The 20,621-nt window shown below is 67.9% G+C and carries 20 protein-coding genes and 1 riboswitch; of the genes, 7 read left to right on the forward strand and 13 right to left on the reverse strand.

Annotated elements, in window-relative coordinates:
- The first annotated feature begins 3 nt into the window (after positions 1 to 3).
- On the forward strand, positions 4 to 621 hold the full coding sequence (locus ETR14_RS14110) for a molybdenum cofactor guanylyltransferase (RefSeq protein WP_129385509.1): 618 nt from the start codon (positions 4 to 6) through the stop codon (positions 619 to 621).
- On the opposite strand, the gene ETR14_RS14115 is transcribed toward ETR14_RS14110, so the two are convergent.
- Positions 517 to 1,326, reverse strand: a complete 810-nt coding sequence (locus ETR14_RS14115) for a phosphotransferase (protein ID WP_129385511.1) — start codon at positions 1,324 to 1,326, stop codon at positions 517 to 519. The genes ETR14_RS14110 and ETR14_RS14115 overlap by 105 nt on opposite strands.
- Positions 1,323 to 1,835 (reverse strand): bifunctional adenosylcobinamide kinase/adenosylcobinamide-phosphate guanylyltransferase, encoded by a 513-nt coding sequence (gene cobU / locus ETR14_RS14120; RefSeq protein ID WP_129385513.1) that lies wholly within the window; start codon positions 1,833 to 1,835, stop codon positions 1,323 to 1,325. Before cobU ends, ETR14_RS14115 begins: the two co-directional genes overlap by 4 nt.
- 85 nt (positions 1,836 to 1,920) lie before the next feature.
- On the opposite strand from cobU, the gene ETR14_RS14125 reads away from it, so the two are divergent.
- Genes ETR14_RS14125 through ETR14_RS14135 form a run of 3 tightly spaced genes read left to right on the forward strand, consistent with a single transcriptional unit; the run spans position 1,921 to position 5,289 of the window.
- Positions 1,921 to 2,904, forward strand: a complete 984-nt coding sequence (locus ETR14_RS14125; RefSeq protein WP_129385515.1) for an aminotransferase class I/II-fold pyridoxal phosphate-dependent enzyme — start codon at positions 1,921 to 1,923, stop codon at positions 2,902 to 2,904.
- Positions 2,897 to 3,835, forward strand: coding sequence for an adenosylcobinamide-phosphate synthase CbiB (gene cbiB, locus ETR14_RS14130; RefSeq protein WP_243455521.1), 939 nt, complete (start codon positions 2,897 to 2,899; stop codon positions 3,833 to 3,835). The genes ETR14_RS14125 and cbiB overlap by 8 nt, the downstream gene beginning before the upstream one ends.
- Entirely contained in the window at positions 3,823 to 5,289 is a 1,467-nt protein-coding gene (locus tag ETR14_RS14135) for a cobyric acid synthase (RefSeq protein WP_129385519.1), read from the forward strand. Before cbiB ends, ETR14_RS14135 begins: the two co-directional genes overlap by 13 nt.
- Here the strand turns inward: ETR14_RS14135 and ETR14_RS14140 are convergent.
- The 10 genes from ETR14_RS14140 to ETR14_RS14180 all read right to left on the reverse strand — a co-directional run bounded on the left by ETR14_RS14140 (position 5,263) and on the right by ETR14_RS14180 (position 13,807).
- Positions 5,263 to 5,976, reverse strand: a complete 714-nt coding sequence (locus ETR14_RS14140) for an adenosylcobinamide-GDP ribazoletransferase (protein ID WP_129385521.1) — start codon at positions 5,974 to 5,976, stop codon at positions 5,263 to 5,265. The two genes, ETR14_RS14135 and ETR14_RS14140, sit on opposite strands and share 27 nt — an antisense overlap.
- Complete coding sequence (locus ETR14_RS14145) at positions 5,973 to 6,542, reverse strand: histidine phosphatase family protein (protein WP_129385529.1); 570 nt, start codon at positions 6,540 to 6,542, stop codon at positions 5,973 to 5,975. The genes ETR14_RS14140 and ETR14_RS14145 overlap by 4 nt, the downstream gene beginning before the upstream one ends.
- A complete protein-coding gene (gene cobT / locus ETR14_RS14150; protein WP_129385531.1) occupies positions 6,539 to 7,555 on the reverse strand; it encodes a nicotinate-nucleotide--dimethylbenzimidazole phosphoribosyltransferase in 1,017 nt (338 codons plus the stop codon). The genes ETR14_RS14145 and cobT overlap by 4 nt, the downstream gene beginning before the upstream one ends.
- Positions 7,552 to 7,959 (reverse strand): DUF1636 domain-containing protein, encoded by a 408-nt coding sequence (locus tag ETR14_RS14155; RefSeq protein ID WP_129385533.1) that lies wholly within the window; start codon positions 7,957 to 7,959, stop codon positions 7,552 to 7,554. The genes cobT and ETR14_RS14155 overlap by 4 nt, the downstream gene beginning before the upstream one ends.
- Entirely contained in the window at positions 7,959 to 8,495 is a 537-nt protein-coding gene (locus tag ETR14_RS14160) for a hypothetical protein (protein WP_129385535.1), read from the reverse strand. The genes ETR14_RS14155 and ETR14_RS14160 overlap by 1 nt, the downstream gene beginning before the upstream one ends.
- A 16-nt stretch (positions 8,496 to 8,511) precedes the next feature.
- On the reverse strand, positions 8,512 to 10,461 hold the full coding sequence (locus ETR14_RS14165) for a TonB-dependent siderophore receptor (protein ID WP_129385537.1): 1,950 nt from the start codon (positions 10,459 to 10,461) through the stop codon (positions 8,512 to 8,514).
- A 140-nt stretch (positions 10,462 to 10,601) separates the two neighbouring features.
- A riboswitch (cobalamin riboswitch) is annotated at positions 10,602 to 10,793 on the reverse strand.
- A gap of 12 nt (positions 10,794 to 10,805) precedes the next feature.
- Entirely contained in the window at positions 10,806 to 11,528 is a 723-nt protein-coding gene (locus ETR14_RS29740) for a hypothetical protein (RefSeq protein WP_371416673.1), read from the reverse strand.
- Between the two features lie 15 nt (positions 11,529 to 11,543).
- Positions 11,544 to 12,122: a hypothetical protein gene (locus ETR14_RS29745; protein ID WP_371416674.1), complete on the reverse strand. Its 579-nt coding sequence runs from the start codon at positions 12,120 to 12,122 to the stop codon at positions 11,544 to 11,546.
- Positions 12,119 to 12,733 carry a cob(I)yrinic acid a,c-diamide adenosyltransferase gene (gene cobO, locus ETR14_RS14175; protein ID WP_129385539.1) on the reverse strand — a complete coding sequence of 205 codons (615 nt, stop codon included), beginning with the start codon at positions 12,731 to 12,733 and terminating at the stop codon, positions 12,119 to 12,121. The genes ETR14_RS29745 and cobO overlap by 4 nt, the downstream gene beginning before the upstream one ends.
- A gap of 84 nt (positions 12,734 to 12,817) precedes the next feature.
- On the reverse strand, positions 12,818 to 13,807 hold the full coding sequence (locus ETR14_RS14180) for a TerC family protein (RefSeq protein ID WP_129385541.1): 990 nt from the start codon (positions 13,805 to 13,807) through the stop codon (positions 12,818 to 12,820).
- A 284-nt stretch (positions 13,808 to 14,091) separates the two neighbouring features.
- On the opposite strand from ETR14_RS14180, the gene ETR14_RS14185 reads away from it, so the two are divergent.
- The 3 genes from ETR14_RS14185 to ETR14_RS14195 all read left to right on the forward strand — a co-directional run bounded on the left by ETR14_RS14185 (position 14,092) and on the right by ETR14_RS14195 (position 18,248).
- Complete coding sequence (locus tag ETR14_RS14185; RefSeq protein ID WP_129385543.1) at positions 14,092 to 14,487, forward strand: cupin domain-containing protein; 396 nt, start codon at positions 14,092 to 14,094, stop codon at positions 14,485 to 14,487.
- A 71-nt stretch (positions 14,488 to 14,558) separates the two neighbouring features.
- Positions 14,559 to 15,803, forward strand: coding sequence for a Na+/H+ antiporter NhaA (nhaA, locus tag ETR14_RS14190; RefSeq protein WP_129385545.1), 1,245 nt, complete (start codon positions 14,559 to 14,561; stop codon positions 15,801 to 15,803).
- A 66-nt stretch (positions 15,804 to 15,869) separates the two neighbouring features.
- The gene (locus ETR14_RS14195) at positions 15,870 to 18,248 is read left to right on the forward strand and encodes a hypothetical protein (RefSeq protein ID WP_129385547.1); all 2,379 of its coding nucleotides are present in this window, start codon (positions 15,870 to 15,872) and stop codon (positions 18,246 to 18,248) included.
- A gap of 24 nt (positions 18,249 to 18,272) precedes the next feature.
- On the opposite strand, the gene ETR14_RS14200 is transcribed toward ETR14_RS14195, so the two are convergent.
- Positions 18,273 to 20,606 (reverse strand): glycoside hydrolase family 31 protein, encoded by a 2,334-nt coding sequence (locus ETR14_RS14200; protein ID WP_129385549.1) that lies wholly within the window; start codon positions 20,604 to 20,606, stop codon positions 18,273 to 18,275.
- Positions 20,607 to 20,621: the final 15 nt, after the last annotated feature.

Genomic DNA, 20,621 nt, shown 5'->3' on the forward strand with positions numbered 1-20,621 from the left:
CCGATGCGCGTGCTCGGCGCGATCCTGGCCGGGGGTCGTTCGACCCGCTTTGGCAGCGACAAGGCGGAGGCGCGGATCGATGGGCGCTGCCTGCTCGATCACGCCGCCGATGCCTTGCGGCCGCAGAGTGATGAACTCGTCCTCTGCGGACGGACCTGGACCGGCCTCATGGCCCTGCCGGATCGCCCCGCACCGGACCTCGGGCCGCTCGGCGGTCTCAATGCAGCGCTCCATCATGCCCACGCCCGAGGGTTCGATGCCGTTTTGTGTGCGCCCGTGGACGTTTATCCGCTGCCCGGCGATCTGCGTGCCGGCCTGGCAGGCTACGGCCCGCGCGTGCTCGGGAGGCAGTGGTCGATCGGCTTCTGGCCGGCGTCGCTCGCCGCAGCGCTGGATCGCCATCTGGAGGCCGGTTACCGGTCGCTGCGGAGCTGGATCGGCGTCTCCGCGGCAGAGACGGTCGAAGATTGCAGGTTCGCGATGACCAATCTTAATCGTCCCGAAGATCTCGAACGGTTAAGCCGCCGCCAGCAAATCCTGGTAGGCCCCGGCACGGAGCCCTTTTCGAGCGCGAGCGTACCTGTGCAGCGCGAGCAGCGCGGCCGCGTAGTCGATCCATGAGGTGATCGCCACGAGATCGACCGAACGCCCGGAGATCCGTCGATAAACCTCGAACAGTTGATCGACCTGGCGCCGGTCTCCGGACGGGTGGGTGAGAATGCCGAGGCCCGCAATAGCGACGTCCAGCAATGGGTGGTCGACTGCGGCATGTTCCCAATCGATCGGGACCAGGGCGCCATCGGCAAGAAGGTTGTCGGGGAACAGATCGCCGTGGATCAGCACCCTGTCATCATTGATCCGCAACGCCTCTGCGCGTGCAAGCGCATCGAAGAGGTCCGGCGACTGTTCGGCCCGGACCAGATGCCGCCAGTCCCGCTCGATGCGGCGTCGCCGCTCGGCGAGGTGCGTCGGCACGGCAAGGGCGTGGATACGGGCCAGCAACGCTGCGATCTTCTCGATCGGCAGCTGGCGGGCTCTTGCCAGGCTCTCGCCGGGAAGGAACCGCGCCAGCAGCCATGGCCAGGATCCCTTTTCGCACAGCGCGATCGGACGATGGCTGGGCAAGTCGTGGGCGGCAAGATGATCGAGCGTCAGCCGGAGCGAGCCCGCGCGATCCCGGCAATGACCGACCAATTGGATGAGGCTGAAGTCGCCTTCGATCCGATCCGTGACATGAAAGGCCCGGTTGCTGCGGCCGTCGACGAACGGGACGATCCTGCGGGGAGACAGCCCCAGCGCCGCGCAGGCGACCTCGACCTCGCTCATTTCATCCGCAGCGGCAACCCCGCCGCGACGAACTGGACCTCGTCCGCCACTGCGGCCACGCGCTGGTTGAGGGTGCCAGCGAGATCGCGAAAGTCGCGCGCCAGCTTGTTGTCGGGCACGATGCCGAGGCCAACCTCGTCCGAGACCAGGATCACGGGGCCGGCCCTCTTGTCGAGTGCCGAGACCAGCCCGACGAACGCTGTTGCGCTGTCCTGCCCCGCCAGCATCAGGTTCGAGACCCAGAGGGTAAGACAGTCGACCAGTACGATCCGGTGCGGCGATGCCGTGCGCTCGATCGCCCCGGTAAGCGCGAGCGGCGCTTCGATGCTCGTCCAGGCGCCGCTGCGTTCCGCCTGGTGGAGGGCAATGCGCTCGCGCATCTCGGCATCGAACGCCTGCGCCGTCGCAATGAACACCGGCTCCAGCCCGCGCGCTTCGGCCCGCTCGAGGGCATAGCGGCTCTTGCCGGATCGGGCGCCGCCGAGAACGAAGAGGAGAGGGTGAGACAACAGGCAAGTTCCGTCTGGCGCAGGTCGGCGCGGGCGCTATGGCCCTAGAGCCTGATCCTTTCGGGTGGAAGGGCAAGGGGGACGCGTGGGCGCTTGGCATGATCATGGCGGGAACGTCGCGGCGGCGCGCGCGGCCTTCCCGGATGCGCCGACGCCGTGGCTCGATCTCTCCACGGGCATCAACCCGCAGCCCTGGGACGTAAGCCGTGCGGGAGCGGTCTACTGGGCCGCCTTGCCGGATGTCGCGGCTCTGGAAGCGCTCGAAGCCGCCGCGGGTCGCTTCTTCGGCGTCGCACCGGAGCGGGTCTGTGCGGTGCCAGGCACCGAAATCGGGCTTCGCCTGCTCGGCACGCTCGGCCTTCCTCTGCCGATGCGCTACCGGGCGCCAAGCTACGGCACCTACGGGCAAATCGGGGAGGCGCGCCCGGTCGCGGAGCGCGATCTCGAGGAGGAAGCAAGCCGCGGCGGTACGATCCTGATCGCGCAACCCAACAATCCCGACGGTGCCGTTCTGTCCGAAGCCGGCCTGCACGATATTGCCGGCCGCCTCGAAGCCGCGGGAGGCGTGCTGGTCGTGGACGAGGCGTTCGCCGACACGCAGGACCAGCCCTCCGCTGCCGCGCGTCTCGGTGAACGGGTCATCGCCTTGCGCTCGTTTGGAAAGTTCTTCGGCCTCGCCGGCGTGCGGCTCGGCTTCGTCCTCGCCGCGCCCGAGCGGCTTGCGCCGCTGCGCCGGCAACTCGGCAGCTGGCCGGTTAACTCGGCGGCGCTGGCAATCGGCCAAGCCGCCTACGGTGACGGGGCATGGATCGGACAAACCCGGGCTCGGCTTCGGCAGCAGGCCGACAGGCTCGACGCTCTGCTGCGTTGCCATGGCTTCGAGCCATCGGGCGCTTGCCCGCTGTTCCGGCTGGTTTCGACATCCAACGCGGAAACTCTGTTCCAACGGCTGGCTGCTGCTGGCATCCTCACCCGTCCTTTCGCTTATGCCCCGGATTGGCTCCGCTTCGGGCGGCCGGGAGACGACGCGGCGTTCGAACGTCTCGATCGGGCGCTCGCACGTGGCTGAACCGGTTGCGCTTGCAGCCTTGGCGGTGGAGGCGGCAGTCGGCTGGCCGGCGCCGCTCTATCGAACCGTCGGCCATCCCGTCGGCCTGTTCGCCCGGATCCTCGCCGCCGGAGAGCGCCGCTTCAACGCCGCCGACACGGGCTTCGCGACCAGGCGCCTGGCGGGAGCGCTGACGCTCCTTCTCGTCGTGGCCGTCGCCACCGGCATCGCGGTTGCGCTCGAATGGCTCGCCCGCCTCTGGCTCGGCCACGGAGCATGGATGGCCGTCGCCCTGCTTGCCGTCCCGGGGCTAGCACAGCGCAGCCTGGACGATCATGTCCGGGCGGTCTTCCACCCGCTCGCTGCCGGCGATCTAGAGGGCGCCCGGCGCGCAGTGGCGATGATCGTCGGCCGGGACACCGCCGCGCTCGACGAAGCCGGCGTGACCCGCGCCGCGATCGAAAGCCTTGCCGAGAGCTTCTGCGATGGGATCGTCGCACCGGCTTTCTGGCTTCTGATCGGCGGCCTGCCGGGGCTGTGGGCCTATAAAGCGATCAACACCGCCGACAGCCTGATCGGCCACAAGGAGGAACGCTGGCGCGCGTTCGGCTGGGCGGCCGCACGTACCGACGACGTTGCCAATCTGGCTCCGGCACGGCTGTCGGCACTGCTCCTCTGCCTTGCCGGCCGAGGCGGATGGGCGACGATGCTGCGCGATCACCGTCTCCACGCCTCGCCCAACGCCGGCTGGCCGGAGGCGGCGATGGCGGGCGTGCTGCGGCTGCGCCTTGCCGGCCCGGTTGCCTATGATCGGGTGGTGCACGACAAAGCCTGGATCGGGTCCGGCACCGAGGCCGCCACGGCACGCGATATCGGACGGGCGCTCCGCGTCTACCGGCGCGCCTGTCTGCTGCTCTGGCTGATTGCGGGAGGCGCTGCATGGGCGCTCTGATGCTCCAGGGCACTGGGTCGGACGTGGGCAAGTCCGTGCTGGTCGCAGGCCTCTGTCGGGCACTCGCCAACCGCGGCCTCAAGGTGCTCCCGTTCAAGCCGCAGAACATGTCCAACAATGCGGCGGTGACCGCCGACGGCGGCGAGATCGGCCGCGCCCAGGCGCTTCAGGCACTCGCTTGCCGCGTCGAACCGGTCGTCGACATGAACCCGGTGCTGCTGAAGCCGCAGGGGGACCGCTCGTCGCAGCTGGTCGTGCACGGAAAGGTCCGCGGCACCCTGTCGGGCGGCAATTACCGGGCCGCCAAGGCGGCTTTGTTGCAGGACGTCCTGGCCAGCTACCAGCGCCTGCGTGCGCGATGCGACATCCTGCTGGTGGAGGGCGCCGGCTCGCCGGCGGAGATCAATCTGCGCGCGAGCGATATCGCCAACATGGGTTTCGCCCGGGCCGCGAGCGTGCCGGTCCTCTTGGTCGGCGATATCGATCGAGGCGGCGTGATCGCGGCCATCGTCGGCACCAGGGCGGTGATCGATCCCGAGGACGCGGAGATGATCCGCGGCTTCCTGATCAACAAGTTCCGCGGCGATCCCGCCTTGTTCGAGGACGGCTATCGCGAGATCGAGCACCGCTCCGGCTGGCGCGGCTTCGGGATCGTCCCCTGGCTCGCCGCGACCGCGCGGTTGCCGAGCGAGGATGCGGTGGCGCTGGAGCACGGCCTTTCCCAGGCGAGCGGCAAGCGGGTGGTCGTCGCCTGTCCGGTGCTGCCGCGCATTTCCAATTTCGACGATCTCGATCCCCTGAAGCTGGAGCCCGGCATCGATCTGGTGATGGTGCCGCCCGGACGCCCGATCCCTGCGGAGGCGCGGCTGATCATCCTCGCCGGCTCGAAGGCGACCATCGCCGATCTCGCGGCGCTCCGGAGCGAAGGCTGGGACATCGACATTCTCGCCCACCACCGGCGGGGCGGACAGATCCTCGGCCTGTGCGGCGGCTACCAGATGCTTGGCCGCACCATTGCCGATCCGCATGGCCTCGAAGGATCGCCCGCTACCGTATCAGGGCTCGCGCTGCTCGACGTCGACACCGTCCTTACCCCCGGCAAGCATCTGGAGCGGGTGCGCGGCGAGATGCTCGGCGCGCCCGTCGAAGGCTATGAAATGCATATGGGCGAGACCACCGGTCCGGATACTGCGCGCCCGCTCGGCCGCTTCGCCGGTCGCATCGATGGCGCGGCCTCCGTGGACGGACGCGTGGCCGGCTGCTACCTCCATGGCCTGTTCACCCGTGCCGAGCAGCGGGCTGTCTGGCTGCACCGGATCGGAGTCGACGGATCCGGACGCGACTACGATGCCTCGGTGAGCGACGCGCTCGACGAAATCGCCGCCTCGCTCGAGCAGGTCGTTGATGTCGACGGGCTCATCGCCCTTTCACGTGAGGCAAAAAGCGACACTTAGCAGCACGCTTTCGGTCAGCTCGATCCCGGCGCCGTGGCCATCGCCGGAGATACCGCCGATGCGGCGCTTCAGCCACCAGCCCCAGAGCAGGATGGGCACGGGCGCGAACCAGATCGAGGGAGCCGCGAATCCGGTGCAAACCAGCACCATGGCCCAGAGCCAGAGATGATGCGGGCGCACGGCTCCCGCGAAGCGGAGGGCGAGGCCGTTACCGAGTGGCGGCAGCCAATATTGCCAGGCGAGGATGCCAATTCGCGCGGCGAGCGGCACGAGCAGGATCGATGCCCAGGCTCCGGCCGCGATCAGTCGATCGAGCAGGACCAGCTTCGCGGCGAGCTGGAGGACGAGGCAGGTGACGCCGAAACTGCCGACATGCGGATCGGCGAGGGCGCGGAGCAGCCGCGACTCGTCGCCGTGTGCCGCTCCTGCCGCATCGGCAATGTCGGCCAGCCCATCGAGATGGAGCGCGCCGGTGATCGCCGCCCAGGCGATCGTTCCCGCGAGGGCGCCGAGCAGCGGGTCGCGGCAGGCGCCGAGCCATGCCGCCGCGGCGACGGCGGCGCCGACCGGTAGCCCCGCGACCGGGAACCAGCGCATCGACGCCGCGAAATCGTCCGCGGTGATCGCGCCCCGCCACGGCACCGGCAGGCGGGTCATGAACTGTATTGCCAGGACGATGCGCTTCACGTGTGCAGGGCCGTGATCTGCGCAGAGACCGGGTCGCCGGGGAACAGACGCAGCGACAGCAACGCCCCATAGGGCAGATCGAACGCCCACAACTGGCGCGGGTCGAAGCCGCAGAGATGGGCAAGCGCCGCCCGGATCGGGCCGCCGTGGGTGACGACAAGGCTGCTTCCCTCGCCCAGGCGATCGATCGCGCCGGCGACCCGCCGCACCAGAGTGTTCCAGCGCTCGCCGCCGGGCGGCGCGTGCCGGTCGGGCTGGCCGTAGAAGGGGAGCAGCGCCTCTTCCCCGATCTCGTCGGCGGTCTTGCCCTCCCACGTCCCGAAGTCGAGCTCGAGCCAGGCTGCATCCTGGGCCACTGGTAGACGGCGCAGAGCGCCGAGCGCATCTGCGACTTCCGCAGCGCGGATCAGCGGAGACGTGACGATGGTGTCGAACTCGACTTCGGCGGCACGGTCGAGGCAGGTCGCAAGACCTGCGCCGGTGCACGGCTCGTCCGAGCGGCCGAGGAAACGGCCGGGGCGCTCGACCGCGGCATGGCGCAACAGATGGACGATGCGGGCGCTCACGATGCCGTGGCGACCCTCGCCTCCTCGAACGTTGCCATCCCTGCATGCGCCGCAAGCGCCGCGCGGACGAGGCCGACCGCCACCGCGGCGCCGCTGCCCTCGCCGAGCCGCATGTCGAGATCGAGCAAAGGGGCCAATGCCAGCGCCGCGAGCAATCTCTTGTGACCTGGCTCGGCCGACACGTGTCCGGCGAGGCAATGCGCACTGATCTGCGGAACGTCGCGGGCCAGCGGGGCGAGTGCCGAGCAGGCGATGAAGCCATCGAGCATCACCGGAATGCGGCGGCGGCGGGCGGCGAGAACCGCGCCGGCGATTGCCGCAATCTCCCGGCCGGCGAGCCGGCGCAGCATCTCGAAGGGCGTCTTCGCGTGCGGGCCATGCAGCGAAACGCCCGCTTCGACGACCTCGATCTTCCGCGACAAGGCCTCGTCGTCTATGCCCGTGCCGCGTCCCGTCCAATCTTCCGCGGCCCCGCCGAAGCTCGCGCAGCTCAGTGCGGCCGCGGCGGTGCTGTTGGCGATGCCCATTTCGCCGACCACCAGCAGGTCGATCTCGCCTTCCACCGCATCGGCACCGGCCTGCAGGGCCTGCAGACAATCCTCAGCAGTCATTGCCGGTGCCTGGGTGAAATCGGCGGTCGGCCGGTCGAGCTCGAGCGCGACGATCTTGAGCTCGAGACCGGCCGCCGCCGCCAGAGCGTTGATTGCGGCCCCGCCGCGCTGGAAATTCGCGACCATCTGCGCGGTCACTTCAGCCGGAAAGGCGCTCACGCCACGAGCGGCGACGCCATGATTGCCGGCGAAGATCGTAGCGCGGCCGCGAGCGAGGACAGGACGGATGCAACGCTGCCAACCGGCAAAGAACAGGGCGATGTCTTCGAGCCGCCCCAGCGACCCTGCAGGCTTGGTAAGGCTCGCCTGGCGGGCGCCCGCGGCCGCGACGCTCTGCCCATCGGGCGCCGGCAGGTCGGCGAGGGCGGCTTCGAAATCCTCGATCGTGCGGAAGCGGATCATGCGACCACCTGTCCCTCCGGCGGAACCCGGACCAGGAAATGGCCTTTCACGCCCTCCGGCCACTGCTTGTACGGTACCTGGCCATGGGCGCTTTCCGCATAGAGGCGGGTGAATTCGAGTATCGCCTCCGCCGCCGCGTCGTCGGCGCCGAATTTGCCGAGCACGTAGCCGACCTTGCCGGGGGCTCGGAGATAGACGGTGCAGAAGGCGGTGCAGGCAAACAGGCACGGCATCTCCTCGACGCCGATATCGCCATAGCGATCCTCCTCTGCCGCCAGCCGCCGCAGCGCTCCGGCAAGCAATGCTCCGCCGCGAACGCCGTCGTCATCCTCCCGCCTCTCCGCGGATAGGCGGCAGGTGTTGCAGGCGATGACGGAGGCGCGCGGCGGAACCGGCCGGAACATCAGGCGTGCGCCGGCCGCAATGTCGGCAGGCCGATCACGGCCAGGCCTCGCTGCAGCACCAGCAGACCGGCGAAGATCAGGCCGTTGCGCACGAACTGGCGGGCCAGCACGTCGGCGGCAAAGGCGCCATGGCCGCTGTCGAGCATCAGGGTGGTGACCAGCACCACCGCCTTGAACCCGACGAACGCCGCCACGAAGGCGCCGCCCGCCTGAGCGATCGTGCCGGTCTTGCGCAGGCTCTGCCCGATCATGTGCGCGGCCATCGCGGAGATCAGCGCCCCGGCGAGCAGGGTTGCGGCCCAGATCGCCTTCTCGGCATTGACCGCCTGACCCTGCACGCAGATCCCGATCGTCTGCGCGACCGCCCACGCGGCGCCGACCAGCAGCAGGCCGTCGCGCTTGCGCGGCGCTCCGGCGGCGAGCGCGGCGAGGGCCGGAAAAGGCGTGGCGCATGCCAGCGCCATGCTGATGATCGTGCTCGCCCCGGTCATGCTGGCGATCCAGAGGCTGCGGGCAGTCGTGGAGGATTGCGTCATGTGATTCTCCTTGGTGTCAGAACCGGGCCCGAATGCCCGCATAGGCGCTGCGTCCGAGCGCGCCGTAGCGGCGCGCCGTTTCGTAATGCTCGTCGAAGAGGTTCTCGATGCGGGCGTAGACGCTCACGGCTCGGGAGGCGGGGAGCTCGATCCGCGCGTCGACGAGCGTATAGGCATCGTTTCGGAACGGGGTGACGGTGGCGCTGGTCCGTGCCGTGTCCCACGCCGACCCGGCGTGGCGCACGGCGAGGCTGGCCTCGGCGCCCGGTCGCCAGCCGTAGGCGAGCGTGCCGTTGGCGAGATGGCGCGGCTGGCGGGCCAACTGGTTGCCGTGGTTCAATCCGCCCGATCGATCCTCGGCCGCGATCCAGCTGTAATTGGCATCGGCGCGGAAACCGCCGAGCTGCAGGGCCCCATTGAGCTCGATGCCCTTCGCCATGCTCTTCTGGACGTTGTCGTAATAGCCGGCGCGCGGCGTGGTTGTGCCGGGTGCGAAGCAGAGCGGCGGCCGATTGGTGGCCGGGCATCCCGCATAGACGATCAGATTGTGCGTGGTCCGTTCGAACCAGGTCGCACCGACGACCAGCTTCTCGCCGAGCGTTCTTTGCTCGATGCCGGCTTCCCAGCCCCGCGCTTTCTCCGGCGCCAGGGCATCATTCCCGTATTCGCTGTAGAGCTGGTAGAGAGTCGGCGCCTTGAAGCCTTCGCCGTAATTGGCGCGGATCCGAGTTCCGCTGGTGCCGATCGACCAGGTGCCGCCGGCGCCGAACACCGTGTTGCCGCCGAAGCGATCATGGTGATCATGCCGTACGCCGCCATTCAAGGTCAGTCCTTCGATCAGTTCGGCATTCACCTGCGCGTACACACTGTCGATGTCGGCCTCGGCACGGATCGTCCGATAGGCGGCATTGCTGTTGGGAGGCGAGGCGGAGCGCATCCTCTGCTCCTCGCGCTCGGCGCCGAACACCGCGCCGATCCGGTCCGAAACCGTCAGGGTACCTTGATATTCGTACCGGCGGGTACGCCCCTTCGCGTCGAAGCTGGTCGGCCGGACCGTGCGCGCGGGGTTGACGTTGGTCCGCGCGATCTCGGCCTGGCTGAAGGCCAGGCGGTTGGACAAACGCCCGTCGAACAGCGCGACGTTCGCCGCGCCATAGCCGGTCCATTCCTCGGTCTCCGAACGCTCCGGACTGTCCGGGACCGTGCCGGCGCTGTCGATGCCGACCCGGCTCCGTCCGTAGGATCCGCGCAGATCGAGCGAGACCGCGTCGCTGACCCGAAGCCCGATCCGGCCGCTGCCGCCGGTGTTGCGATACGGATCCGTTTCCCGGCCGCCATAATCCGGTCCGATCGCCGAGATGCCGTCGGTTGTGAAGGTGCGTCCGGCGATCCGCCAATCCAGCGGGCCGCTGCGTCCGCCCACCGCCACGCGCGCCTGTGCGGTTTCCCGCGAGCCTCCTGACAAGTCGATCGCCGCTTCGAGCGGACGCTCGGCTGTGGTGGTGGTGACGTTGATCACGCCGCCGATCGCGTTGCTGCCCCACAGGATCGATTGCGGTCCGCGCAGGATTTCGATCCGGTCGATGTCGCCGGTCAGCAAATTGGCCCAATTGTAGCCCCCGCCGGTCGAGGACGTGTCGGCAAGCTTCACCCCGTCGAGGACGAGCACGGTCTGATCGCTGTCCGCACCGCGGATGCGGATCGAGGTCGAGGTGCCATAGCCGCCGTTGCGGACGATACTGATTCCGGGGGTGCGGACCAGGATGTCGGACACGATCGGTGCCTGGCTGCGGTCGATATCCTCGCGCGTCAGCACGGTCACGGAGGCGGCGACGCGATCTTCGGCGATCGGCGCGCGGAGGGCGGTGACGACGATTTCGGAGTCGCCGCCTGCATCGGCTGCCTCGGCGGCGAACGCCGCCGACGACAGCAACGCGTATGGGAAAATCAGGTAGTGAAGCTTCATCCTTGGATCCTCGATCGTGACAACGACCGCAGGTCCACGGGGCGAGGATGCGCTTGGATGCGCACGACATCACCACCGCGGTCCAGCGGCAGAATGTCGTCACGCGAGTAACCTCGTTCGACCGGAACACCCTGTCCGGACGAAGGACGACCGCGACGGGCAGGTCTCCTGGCTCACGGGTCAGTGCCGGTCCGGGCCGCCTTCTCAGGATCTTTCGATCCCAATGGCATTTGGCCCAGTGGCTCGCCGCTCACAGTTGCAGGGGCAGCCGGGGTCTCGAACCCCGTTCCCTTTTGATCCCCTTTCGGGGAACCTGTCGCAAGCCCGCCCTTACGGGCGACGCTTCAGGCGATCAAGTGGAAGAAGCTGCCGGAGACGAGGCCCCGGCGATGGCCGGCGGCTCCGAGCGGTGCCCCCGCGGCATCGGCGATATCGGCGAACGCCTCTCCGCCGCCTTCGCCCACTATGGTGGCATGGTGATATTCGTGGCCGAACATCGTCCGCCCGGCGTCGGCGAAGCTCGTATCGCGGCGCAAGATTGCTCGGCGATAGCCGAGCGAGAGCTTGCGCCGGGCGAAGCTGGCATCGACCGGGAGCAGCCCCGCCATAGGATGGAGGACACCGTCGGCGTCTTCGAGCGAGCGGCCGAGCACCATATATCCGCCGCACTCGCCATGAACCGGCCGGGTCTCGGCAAAGTGACGAAGACCGGCGAGAAAGCGGCCGTTCCCCGCCAGTCTTCCGGCGTGGAGCTCCGGATAGCCGCCGGGCAGCCAGCAGCTGTCGCAATGGTCGGCGGGCGCTTCGTCGGCAAGCGGCGAGAAGAAAGTGCTTTCGGCGCCGGCGTCTCGCCACCAGCGCGCCAGATGCGGGTAGAAGAAAGCGAAGGCGTCGTCGCGGGCAACTGCGATGCGCTGCCCGGGCGGACGAAGCGAGGAGGGCGGCATCGGCGCGCGAGGAGCCGGCGCGGCCATGGTCAGAATGGCGTCCAGATCGCATTGCGCCGTCACCAGCTCCGCCATCGCATCGATACGGTCGCCGAGATCGGAATGCTCGCCGGCCTGCACGAGGCCGAGATGGCGCTAGGGCAGACTGAAGCCGGGGTCGGGCGAGAGTGCACCGAGCAGGGGCATTCCGATCCGCGCCAGCCCATCTTCGATCATCCGGCGGTGGCGCGGGCTCGCAACGCGATTGGCAATGATCCCGGCGATACGCGGCGCTCCGGGAAAGGTGGCGCAGCCGTGCGCTACCGCCGCGACGGACTGCGCGGCGCCCGACGCGTCGATCACCAGCAGCACCGGCCAGTCGAGCAGGTTGGCGACGTCCGCGGCTGCGCCGGAGCGGCCTTCCGCGACTGCGCCGTCGAACAATCCCATGGCGGCTTCGCCGATCACCAGCTCGGCGTCGGCGGCGATGCTTGAGGCAAGACCTCGCACCAGGTCCGGCGCCATTGCAAAGCCGTCGAGGTTGATCGAGGACTCGCCGGTGGCGGCCGAGTGGAAAGCCGGATCGATATAGTCCGGTCCGCACTTCGCGCCGCGCACCCTGATGCCGCGCCGGGCGAAGGCGCGTTGCAGGGCGATCGTCAGGATCGTCTTGCCCGATCCGGAACGTGGCGCCGCGACGATCAGCCCGCGGCCGAGCGCCGCCTGCTCGTTCAAAATTCGATGCCCTTCTGCGCCTTCACGCCGGACCGGAACGGATGCTTCACCTGCACCATCTCGGTGACGAGGTCCGCCGCCTCGATCAGCGCATCGGGCGCGTTGCGGCCCGTGACGATGACGTGCTTCATCGGCGGGCGCTCGCTGAGCCCGGCGACGACCTCTTCCACGGGCAGATATTCGTAGCGCAGGACGATGTTGAGTTCGTCGGCGAGCACCATGTCGTAAGCAGGGTCGCGCACCATGCGAAGCATCTCCTCCCAGCCCTGTCGCGCCCAGGCGATGTCGCGTTCGCGATCCTGCGTGTCCCAGGTGAAGCCTTCGCCCATCACCTTGTGCTCCACCTGCCCGGGGAACGCGGCGTAGACCGCTTTCTCCCCAGTCGCCCAGCTGCCTTTGATGAACTGGACGATGCCGATCTTCATGCCGTGGCCAATCGCCCGTGCGACCAGCCCGAATGCGGCAGTCGACTTGCCCTTCCCCTTGCCGGTGTGGACGATCAGCAGACCCTTCTCCTGGGTCTTGTCGGCCATGATCTTGGCGCGGGCGGCCTGCCGCTTCTTCGCTTTCTCGTTATGCCGCGCGTTCAGCGCCTCGTCCGAGCTGCTCATTGGTACGTCCCAGGCTGGAGGGCGGCCGAAGGGCCGGATGGGCGGCGCCTATAGCCGCGCCCATCCGCCCATTCAAAGGCCCGCTCAGGTGCCGCCGGCTGCCGGCCCATCCTTGCGGGTCTTCCAAAGGGAATAAAGAATGCCGCCGAGGATCAGCGCAAAGGTGACGGCAAGGCTCAGCACCGGCGGGAATTTGCCGCTGTCGAGCATGAAATCGGCGACGAAGATTTTGGTGCCGATGAACACGAGCACGAGCGCGAGCGCATATTTCAGATAGTCGAAGCGATGAACCATCGCCGCCAGCGCGAAATACAGGGCGCGGAGGCCGAGGATCGCCATGATGTTCGACGTGTAGACGATGAACGTGTCGGTGGTGATCGCGAACACGGCCGGCACGGAATCGACGGCGAACACCAGGTCGGCAAGGTTGATCACCACCAGGGCGAGCAGCAGCGGCGTCGCTGCGACCACCAGCCTGCCGGTTTTCCCGTCGGGCACCTTCACGAGGAATTTCTGCCCGTGCAGATCCGGCGTCACGCGCATGTGCCGCGAGATGAAGCGGAGGATCGGATTGCGTCCGAGATCGATCGGCTTGTCGCTGGTGAACAGCATCTTGATGCCGGTCCCGATCAGAAACGCGGCGAAAATGTAGAGAACCCAATGATATTGCTGAACGACGGCGGCCCCGACCCCGATCATCAGCCCGCGCAGCACGATCACGCCGACAATTCCCCAAAGCAGAGCCCGATATTGGTAGATGCGGGGAATCGCGAAATAGGTGAAGATCAGGCTGATCACGAAGACGTTGTCGATCGACAGCGCCTTCTCGATGAAGAAGCCGGTATAATATTTCATGCCGAGATCGGCGCCCTTCTCGGCCCATACCCAGGCGCCGAAAAGAAGGGCGATGCTGATGTAGAAGGCGGAGAGCTTCAGGCTCTCGGCGATACCCATCTCGCGATCCTGCTTGTGCAGGATGCCGAGGTCGAAGGCGGTCAGCGCGACCACCAGGCCGATGAAGGCCGCCCAGAACCAGATCGGCGTGCCGAGCCAGGCGTGCATCAGGAAATCCATGTGCCTCTCCTCTTGAGTGTCCTCGCGAGGGCGCACGGTGCACGGCAACCGGAAATTGGGAGACCAGGCCAGGCATCGAGCGCACTCGATGCGGTCCGACATCACGACGCTCCGAGGAGCGCCGCCAGAGGGGCCCGGCCCGCATGGCGAAGCAGGTGAGTGCAGCGGCCGTGGATTTCAAGAGCGAAGATTGCGCTATCCGGGACGTCGACGGCTTGCGTCAGCCGCCTTCGCTGTGGAACCAGTAGGCCCCGACCGCGCATTCACGGCCAAAGGAGCGATCGATGCCAAGCCTTGCAACCCACCCGATCCATCTCGGCAACGGCGCTTCCGCCCTGGTCCAGCCGCCTTTGACCGGACCGGAATGGTATGCGGCTTACGGCGAACGGCATGCGGCAGACGGCGCGGAGGGAAGGCTGGTGATGCAATACAGCTTCACCGGAAGCTGGACGAACTGGGAAGTTCACCCGCACGGGGCGGAGGTGGTGATCTGCATTGCCGGTCGGATCACGCTCCTCCAGGAATTCCCCGACGGCCGCCATTCCCGCGAAACGCTGGCCGCCGGCGACTATGCAATTAATCCGCCGGGTGTCTGGCATACGGTCGATGGCGATCCCGAAGCGGAGGCGACCTGCATCTTCATCACGTCGGGCCTCGGCACCGACCACCGCCCGCGCTGACAACCGAGGACAGGCAGGGAGCGCTCCGAAGGCGGGTTGCGTGAGTAGAAGTAGCTGTGCAGGGCCGTGCCATGTCCGCCCACGATCCTGCCAGAGCCGAACGCAATGCCGGTCTGCTGCTGATGGCCGCCGCGGCGCTTGCGCTCATTATCGCCAACTCGCCGTTCGCCTCCTTGTACGACCAGCTCCTGCACGCAGAACTCGGGCCGCTTTCGGTCCACTATTGGATCGCCGACGCGCTGATGGCGGTGTTCTTCCTGTTGGTCGGTCTCGAGGTGAAGCGCGAATGGTATGACGGTCAGTTGGCAACGCCGGCGGCCCGGCGCCTGCCGATGCTCGCCGCTGCGTCCGGCATGGCAGTGCCGGCTTTCGTCTATTTGCTGGTGAGCGGCTTTGATCCTCAGCTGAGCCGCGGCTGGGCGATCCCGGCTGCCACCGACATTGCCTTCGCGCTCGGCGTCATCGCCTTGATCGGAGGGCGTGTCCCGGCTTCGATCAAGCTGCTGCTCGTTACCATCGCGGTCATCGACGACATCGGTGCGGTCGCGATCATCGCGCTCTTCTACACCGCGGATCTCAACACAGCCGCGCTTGCGGCAAGCGCGGGCCTGGTGGCTGTGATGGCGGCAATGAACATGTTCGGGGTGCGGCGCCTTGGCCCCTATCTGATCGGCTTCGTCTTCCTGTGGGTCGCAGTCCAGCAATCCGGGATCCATGCGACCATTGCTGGGGTGCTCGCGGCGCTCACCGTCCCGCTCGGGCGCGGCGAAGCCTACAGCCCGTTGAAGCGGCTCGAACATGCGATCCATCCGTGGGTGATGTTCGGGATCGTCCCCATCTTCGGCTTCGCCAGCGCCGGCGTCACCGTCGCCGGTTTCGACGCGCTGTTCTCCCCTCTGCCGCTCGCGGTGGCTTTCGGTCTGCTCGTCGGCAAGCAGCTCGGCGTGTTCAGCGCGATCTGGATCGCCGATCGTACCGGTCTCGCGCCCAAGCCCCCTCACTTGCGCTGGTTGCACATCTATGGCGCGGCTTTGCTGTGCGGCATCGGCTTCACCATGAGCCTGTTCATCGGCGAGCTCGCCTTCGCCGAGCCGGCGTTTATCGCCTCGGCAAAGATCGGAACGCTTGCCGGATCCGCCGCAGCCGGTCTTCTCGGCTTCCTTCTGCTGCGTTTCGCCGGCCCCATGCCCTCGACTGCGCACGACGTGGCGGAAGCGGAGGAAGTATTCGGCGAAGACTTCGATCGTGATCCGCGCGTCTGCGCCGAGGAGGATAGGCACCCTCCAGCGCGGCCTTCACGCGACGATCGCCGGTAGGAGGCACAGGTTGATCGAAGCCGACAGCCGGTGCAACAGGCGCCCAGCGATACGGATCGGCGGTCGATGAAGATGATGCGTGCCTTGTTGCTGCTGCTTGCCGGCCTGGCCGCCGCCGGCGCGGCGCGTGCCCAGACCGGCGCCTTCGATCTGCCTGGCCCCGAGCTCGAAGCAACGGTTACGCGCGCGGGCGAGACCTTGCCGCTCGGCCGCGTCCCGCAATTGCAGGCCGGCGATCGCATCAGGATGGAGGCGGCCTTGCCGGCCGACCGGTCGGGGCGGCATATGCTGGTCGTCGCCTTCCTGCGCGACGCCGCGACCCCGCCGCCCAAGGACTGGTTTACCCGGCTGACACTGACCAGGAAGGCCGATACCCTCGTCGCCACCGTCCCCGACGGTGCGAAGGAGGCGGTTGTGCTGCTCGCGCCGGAGGTCGGCGGCGGTTACGGCGCGCTGGTCAGCGCCGTTCGTGGCCGCCCCGGCGTGTTCATTCGTGCCGCGCGGGATCTCGGCCAGGCCTCGCTCGATCGTGCGCGCCTCGAAGCTTTTCTCGAGGGCATCCACGCTGCCGACGTGACCGGGGGCCAGACGCTCGAAGCCTTGTCGCCGGTGCTTGCCCGCAGCCTTGCCATCCGCTGGACTCCGGAATGCCTGCAGCGTGAGCGCAGCCTGCAGGCGCCCTGCCTCACCCAGAGCCGCGAAGCCCTGATCCTGAACGACGGGCGAAAGGCGACGCTCGCCGAGACTCTCACCGGCGCTCCGGTGGATCTTGCTTATCAGGTCAGCGCCACGCCGGAAGGCGGCGCCGGCTATTACAATCCCTACATCACCCTGGTGCGTGAGGTCGCGCGGCTGCTAGGTGCGTTCCGGTCGCCTCAATATCAGTATATTCCGGCGCTCGCGCTCGGCCGGGGCGAGGGGGTCAGGCTGCTGCTCAACACTGCGCCGTCCTTCCAGAAGCCGCATTCGGTGCTCGTTGCACCCTTGCCGTCGATCGAGCCGGCCGAGCTGCCGACGATCCGTGCCGCAGCGCCGGCGGCGATCGCCTGCGTCGATCGGCCTGGCCTCGCCTTGCCGATCGAGGGGGCGCCATTGCTCTATGCGGCGGGGTTCGCGCACGATCTCAGGCTGCGCGCCCGCACGTCAGAGGGCGCTATCGTCGAAGTGCCGGTGCGTGCCGATGCCGCGCGGGGCGGCTTGATGCTGGCGGGAACGCCGTTCCCGACCAGCTTGGGGCCGGTCGCCGAAGCGACCCTGCTGGGGCGTTGGGGTTTCGACCCGATACAAGGGCCCGCTTTCAAGGTGCAGGGCGCGGCCGCCGGGGAATGGCGCGTCGCCGCCGGCGGCGCGCCGGTGGTGGGCCGCGCCAATGAGATCCTGCTCGACGGCGGCACCGCGTCCTGCGTCGAGGCAGTGTCGTTCGCGCAGGGCGACGCCCCGCCGCAGCCCGCCGGGTGGAAGCCGACCGGTGCCGGTTCCATCGCCGTTACGCTGCCGCTGCAGAACACGAAACCGGGCGGCGTCGAACTCCGCATCAAGCGCTTCGGCATCGCGCCCGAGCGCCTCGACCTCACGGCCTATACCGAGGGGAGCCGAATCGATTCCTTCGTCCTCCATGCCGGTGACCGGATCGGAACGCTCAGCGGCACCCGTCTCGATCAGGTTGCCGGTCTCGATCTCGACGGCACTGCTTTTCGCCCGGGCACCCTAAGCCGCGTGAAGGACCTCGACCAACTGGCGCTGTCGACCGAGGAGTCTTTGGAGAACCTCCGTTCCGGTCAGCAGACCCGGGCGAAGGTGACGCTCAAGGACGGCCGCTCGGTCAATGTTCGGGTCCAGGTTGCCGAACCGCGCCCGTCGGCAGCGATCGTCAACCGGACGGTCGAGATACCCGCTTCGGCCGGGGCGATGCGTATCGAGCTGCTGGGGGATCGAGCGCTGCCCGGCACCGGCCTGCTGACCTTTGCCTTGCGGGCGCAGGGCGCCACCCGCTTCGACGGACGCGAGACGATCGAGATCGAAGGGCCGGGCGGCACGGTGGCGAACCTGAAGCCGGGCATCGGCCTGACCCGCGTCGATGCGACCACATTGGTTGCGCGCCTGCGACCCGCTGAATCGTTTGGCGCGGCCGCTTTTGGGCCGCTGCGCTTCCGGCTCGTGCAAGGGGACGCGGCCGGCGACTGGACGCCACTCGCAACTCTGGTGCGCATGCCGGATCTGCGCAGCCTTGCCTGCGCGGACGGCGAGACGGCGTGCACGCTCAGCGGCTCCGATCTCTACCTGATCGAGTCCGTCTCGGCCGATCCCTCTTTCGCTACCGCCGCGGTGGTTCCGCCCGGCTATACCGCAACCAGCGTCACCGTGCCGCGTGCCACAGACGGCACGCTCCACCTGAAGCTGCGTGATGCCCCCGACGTGACGGTGAAGGTCGCGAAGGCGTCCTGAGATCCGGGTGGGGCGTGCGCTTGCTCAGTCGCCGGCGCGCCCCCCGGCACCGATCACGCGCACCAGCCCGTCGACTCCCTGGGCTGTCGGCAGCTTGCCCGAAGCGGTGAGCCGGCCAGCGCGATCGTCCCAGCGAAGCGTCGCGCTGCTGCCTTTGCCGCTGACATAGGCATTCGTGGTGCCATCGTCGTCATAAAGGGTGAAGCTGGTGTCGCGGCCGGGATAGACGCGGATCGCCTCGATCGGCTGGCGGCTGCTCGTATTCTGCACCGGCGCGCCCATCGGCACGATCGAGCCTGCCCGAACGAACAGCGGGATCTTGTCGATCGGCGCGGCCGCATCGATCGTCTGGCCGCCCGTGTAGCGCTGCTCGGTCCAATAATCGTACCAGTCGCTGCCCGCCGGGAGGTAGACGGGGCGGCTGGTCACGCCCTGCTCGGTCACCGGCGCGACCAGGAAGGCGGGGCCGAACATATATTGGTCGCCGATCGTGGCGACCTTCGGATCGTTGGGGAAGTCCATGAACAGAGCGCGCATGAACGGGGCGCCGGTGCGATAGGTCTGGTAGCCGAGCGAATACAGATAGGGCATCAGCGCGTAGCGAAGCTTCAGGAAGCCGGCCAGCACCGGCTCGGCCGCCTTGCCATAGTCCCAGATCGCGCTGCTGCCCGGCCGCTGACCGTGGATGCGCAGGGTCGGCGTGAACGTGTTGTAGGCGAACCAGCGCGTGAACAGCTCCGGATAATCGTCATAGCCCGCGGAGGTCGACACCGCCCCTGCCGGGTCGAGCAGCACCGGCCGCTGCGCCTTCGGTCCGTTCGGCCATTGCCAGCCACCGGTGTCGCTCGACCAATAGGCCATGCCGGACGCCGTGAAGCCGAGACCGGCCGGCACCTGGCGCCGCAGCGCCTCCCAGGTCGATTGCACGTCGGATGACCAGAACAGGCAGCCGTTGCGCTGGGTGCCGAGATAGGCGGCACGGCACAGGATCATGTTGCGCTTGTTCGGCATGTCGTTCGCTGAGCCGTCCGCCACCGACGAGGTGTGCAGCAGCGGGTAGACGTTGTGGTAGCGGGCGCCTGATCCGATCGAGTAGAAATAATCGTCCGGCACGAGGTCGGGCTCGGTCTCGTCGAGCCAGGTATAGTCGAAGCCCTGCGACAGGATGTTGTCACGGATCTTGCCCCAGAACCACGCACGGGCATCCGGATTGGTCGTATCGAGCAGTGCGCCGGCGCGATCGGACCGGAATGGCAGGCCATCGACCGAATTGCCGTCCTTGTCCTTGAGTAGCCAGCCCTTGGTGTCGAGCAGGTCGAAATAGCGGCTTTCCCGCTCGAACCGCGGCCAGACGCTGATGATCGAGTGCATGCCCTGGGAATGGAGCGTGTCGTTCATCGCCTTCGGATCCGGGAAATAGGTGCGATCGATGTCGAGCTGCCCCATCCGGGTCCAGTAAAACCAGTCGAGCACCATCACGTCGAGTGGATAGCCGCGGCTGCGATAGCCTTCGGCCACGTCGAGAAGCTCCTTCTGCGATTCGTAGCGCGCCTTGGACTGGATCAGGCCGAAGGCGGCCTTGGGCGGCAGCGGCGTCTTGCCGGTCAACCGCGCATAGCCGGCATAAAGCTCGTCGCTGGTCTTGCCGGTGATGACGAAGAAGGACACGCGCTCCCCGACCTGGCTCTGGAAGCGGGTGGCATTGTGGAGGCCCGGCGAGACGCTGGTCGCGGACGGATTGTCCCAGACGATGCCATAGCCCTTGTTCGAGACCAGGAACGGCACGCAGACCGTCTCGCCGGCGGGCGCGTCATACCAGTGGCGGCAATCGATCGTGCGGCCCCGAAGGTCGAGCGTGCCTTCCTGGTTCTGGCCGAGGCCGTAATAATGCTCGTCGAGCGGCGCATCGAAGCTGGCGCCGACCTGGAAGGTCTTCTCGCCGTTGACCACGTGCGGCGCCATCTCCCAGCCCTTCATCTGCAGCAGGGTCTGGCCGTCGGCGCCCCGCAGGCTGAACGACACGCCCGGCAGTGACGGGGCGAAATAGCGTTCCATTTGGCTCGGCGCCTTCGGCCATGGCTTGGCATCGACGGTGAGGCTGAGGGCGGGGGAGGCGAAGACGTCGCCGGCCTGCTCGCTCCGCATCGTCCAGCCGGTCGCATCGGCCTTGCCGCTGATGCCGTAACCGGCCGCCTCGGTGGCGAGGCCCTTGTCGAGCGCGATCGTGACCCGGACGATATTGGGCGCATAAGGTTCGACCGAGACGGCGGCGCCGTGTCGATCGAGGATGGCGAGCGGCTCGGCCTCGGCCGCCGCGGTTGCGAGTAGGGAGATGGCTGCGGCCTGGAAGGCGAACATTGCCCACGATCGTGC

The organism is Sphingosinicella sp. BN140058, assembly GCF_004135585.1.
Classification (GTDB): Bacteria; Pseudomonadota; Alphaproteobacteria; order Sphingomonadales; family Sphingomonadaceae; genus Allosphingosinicella.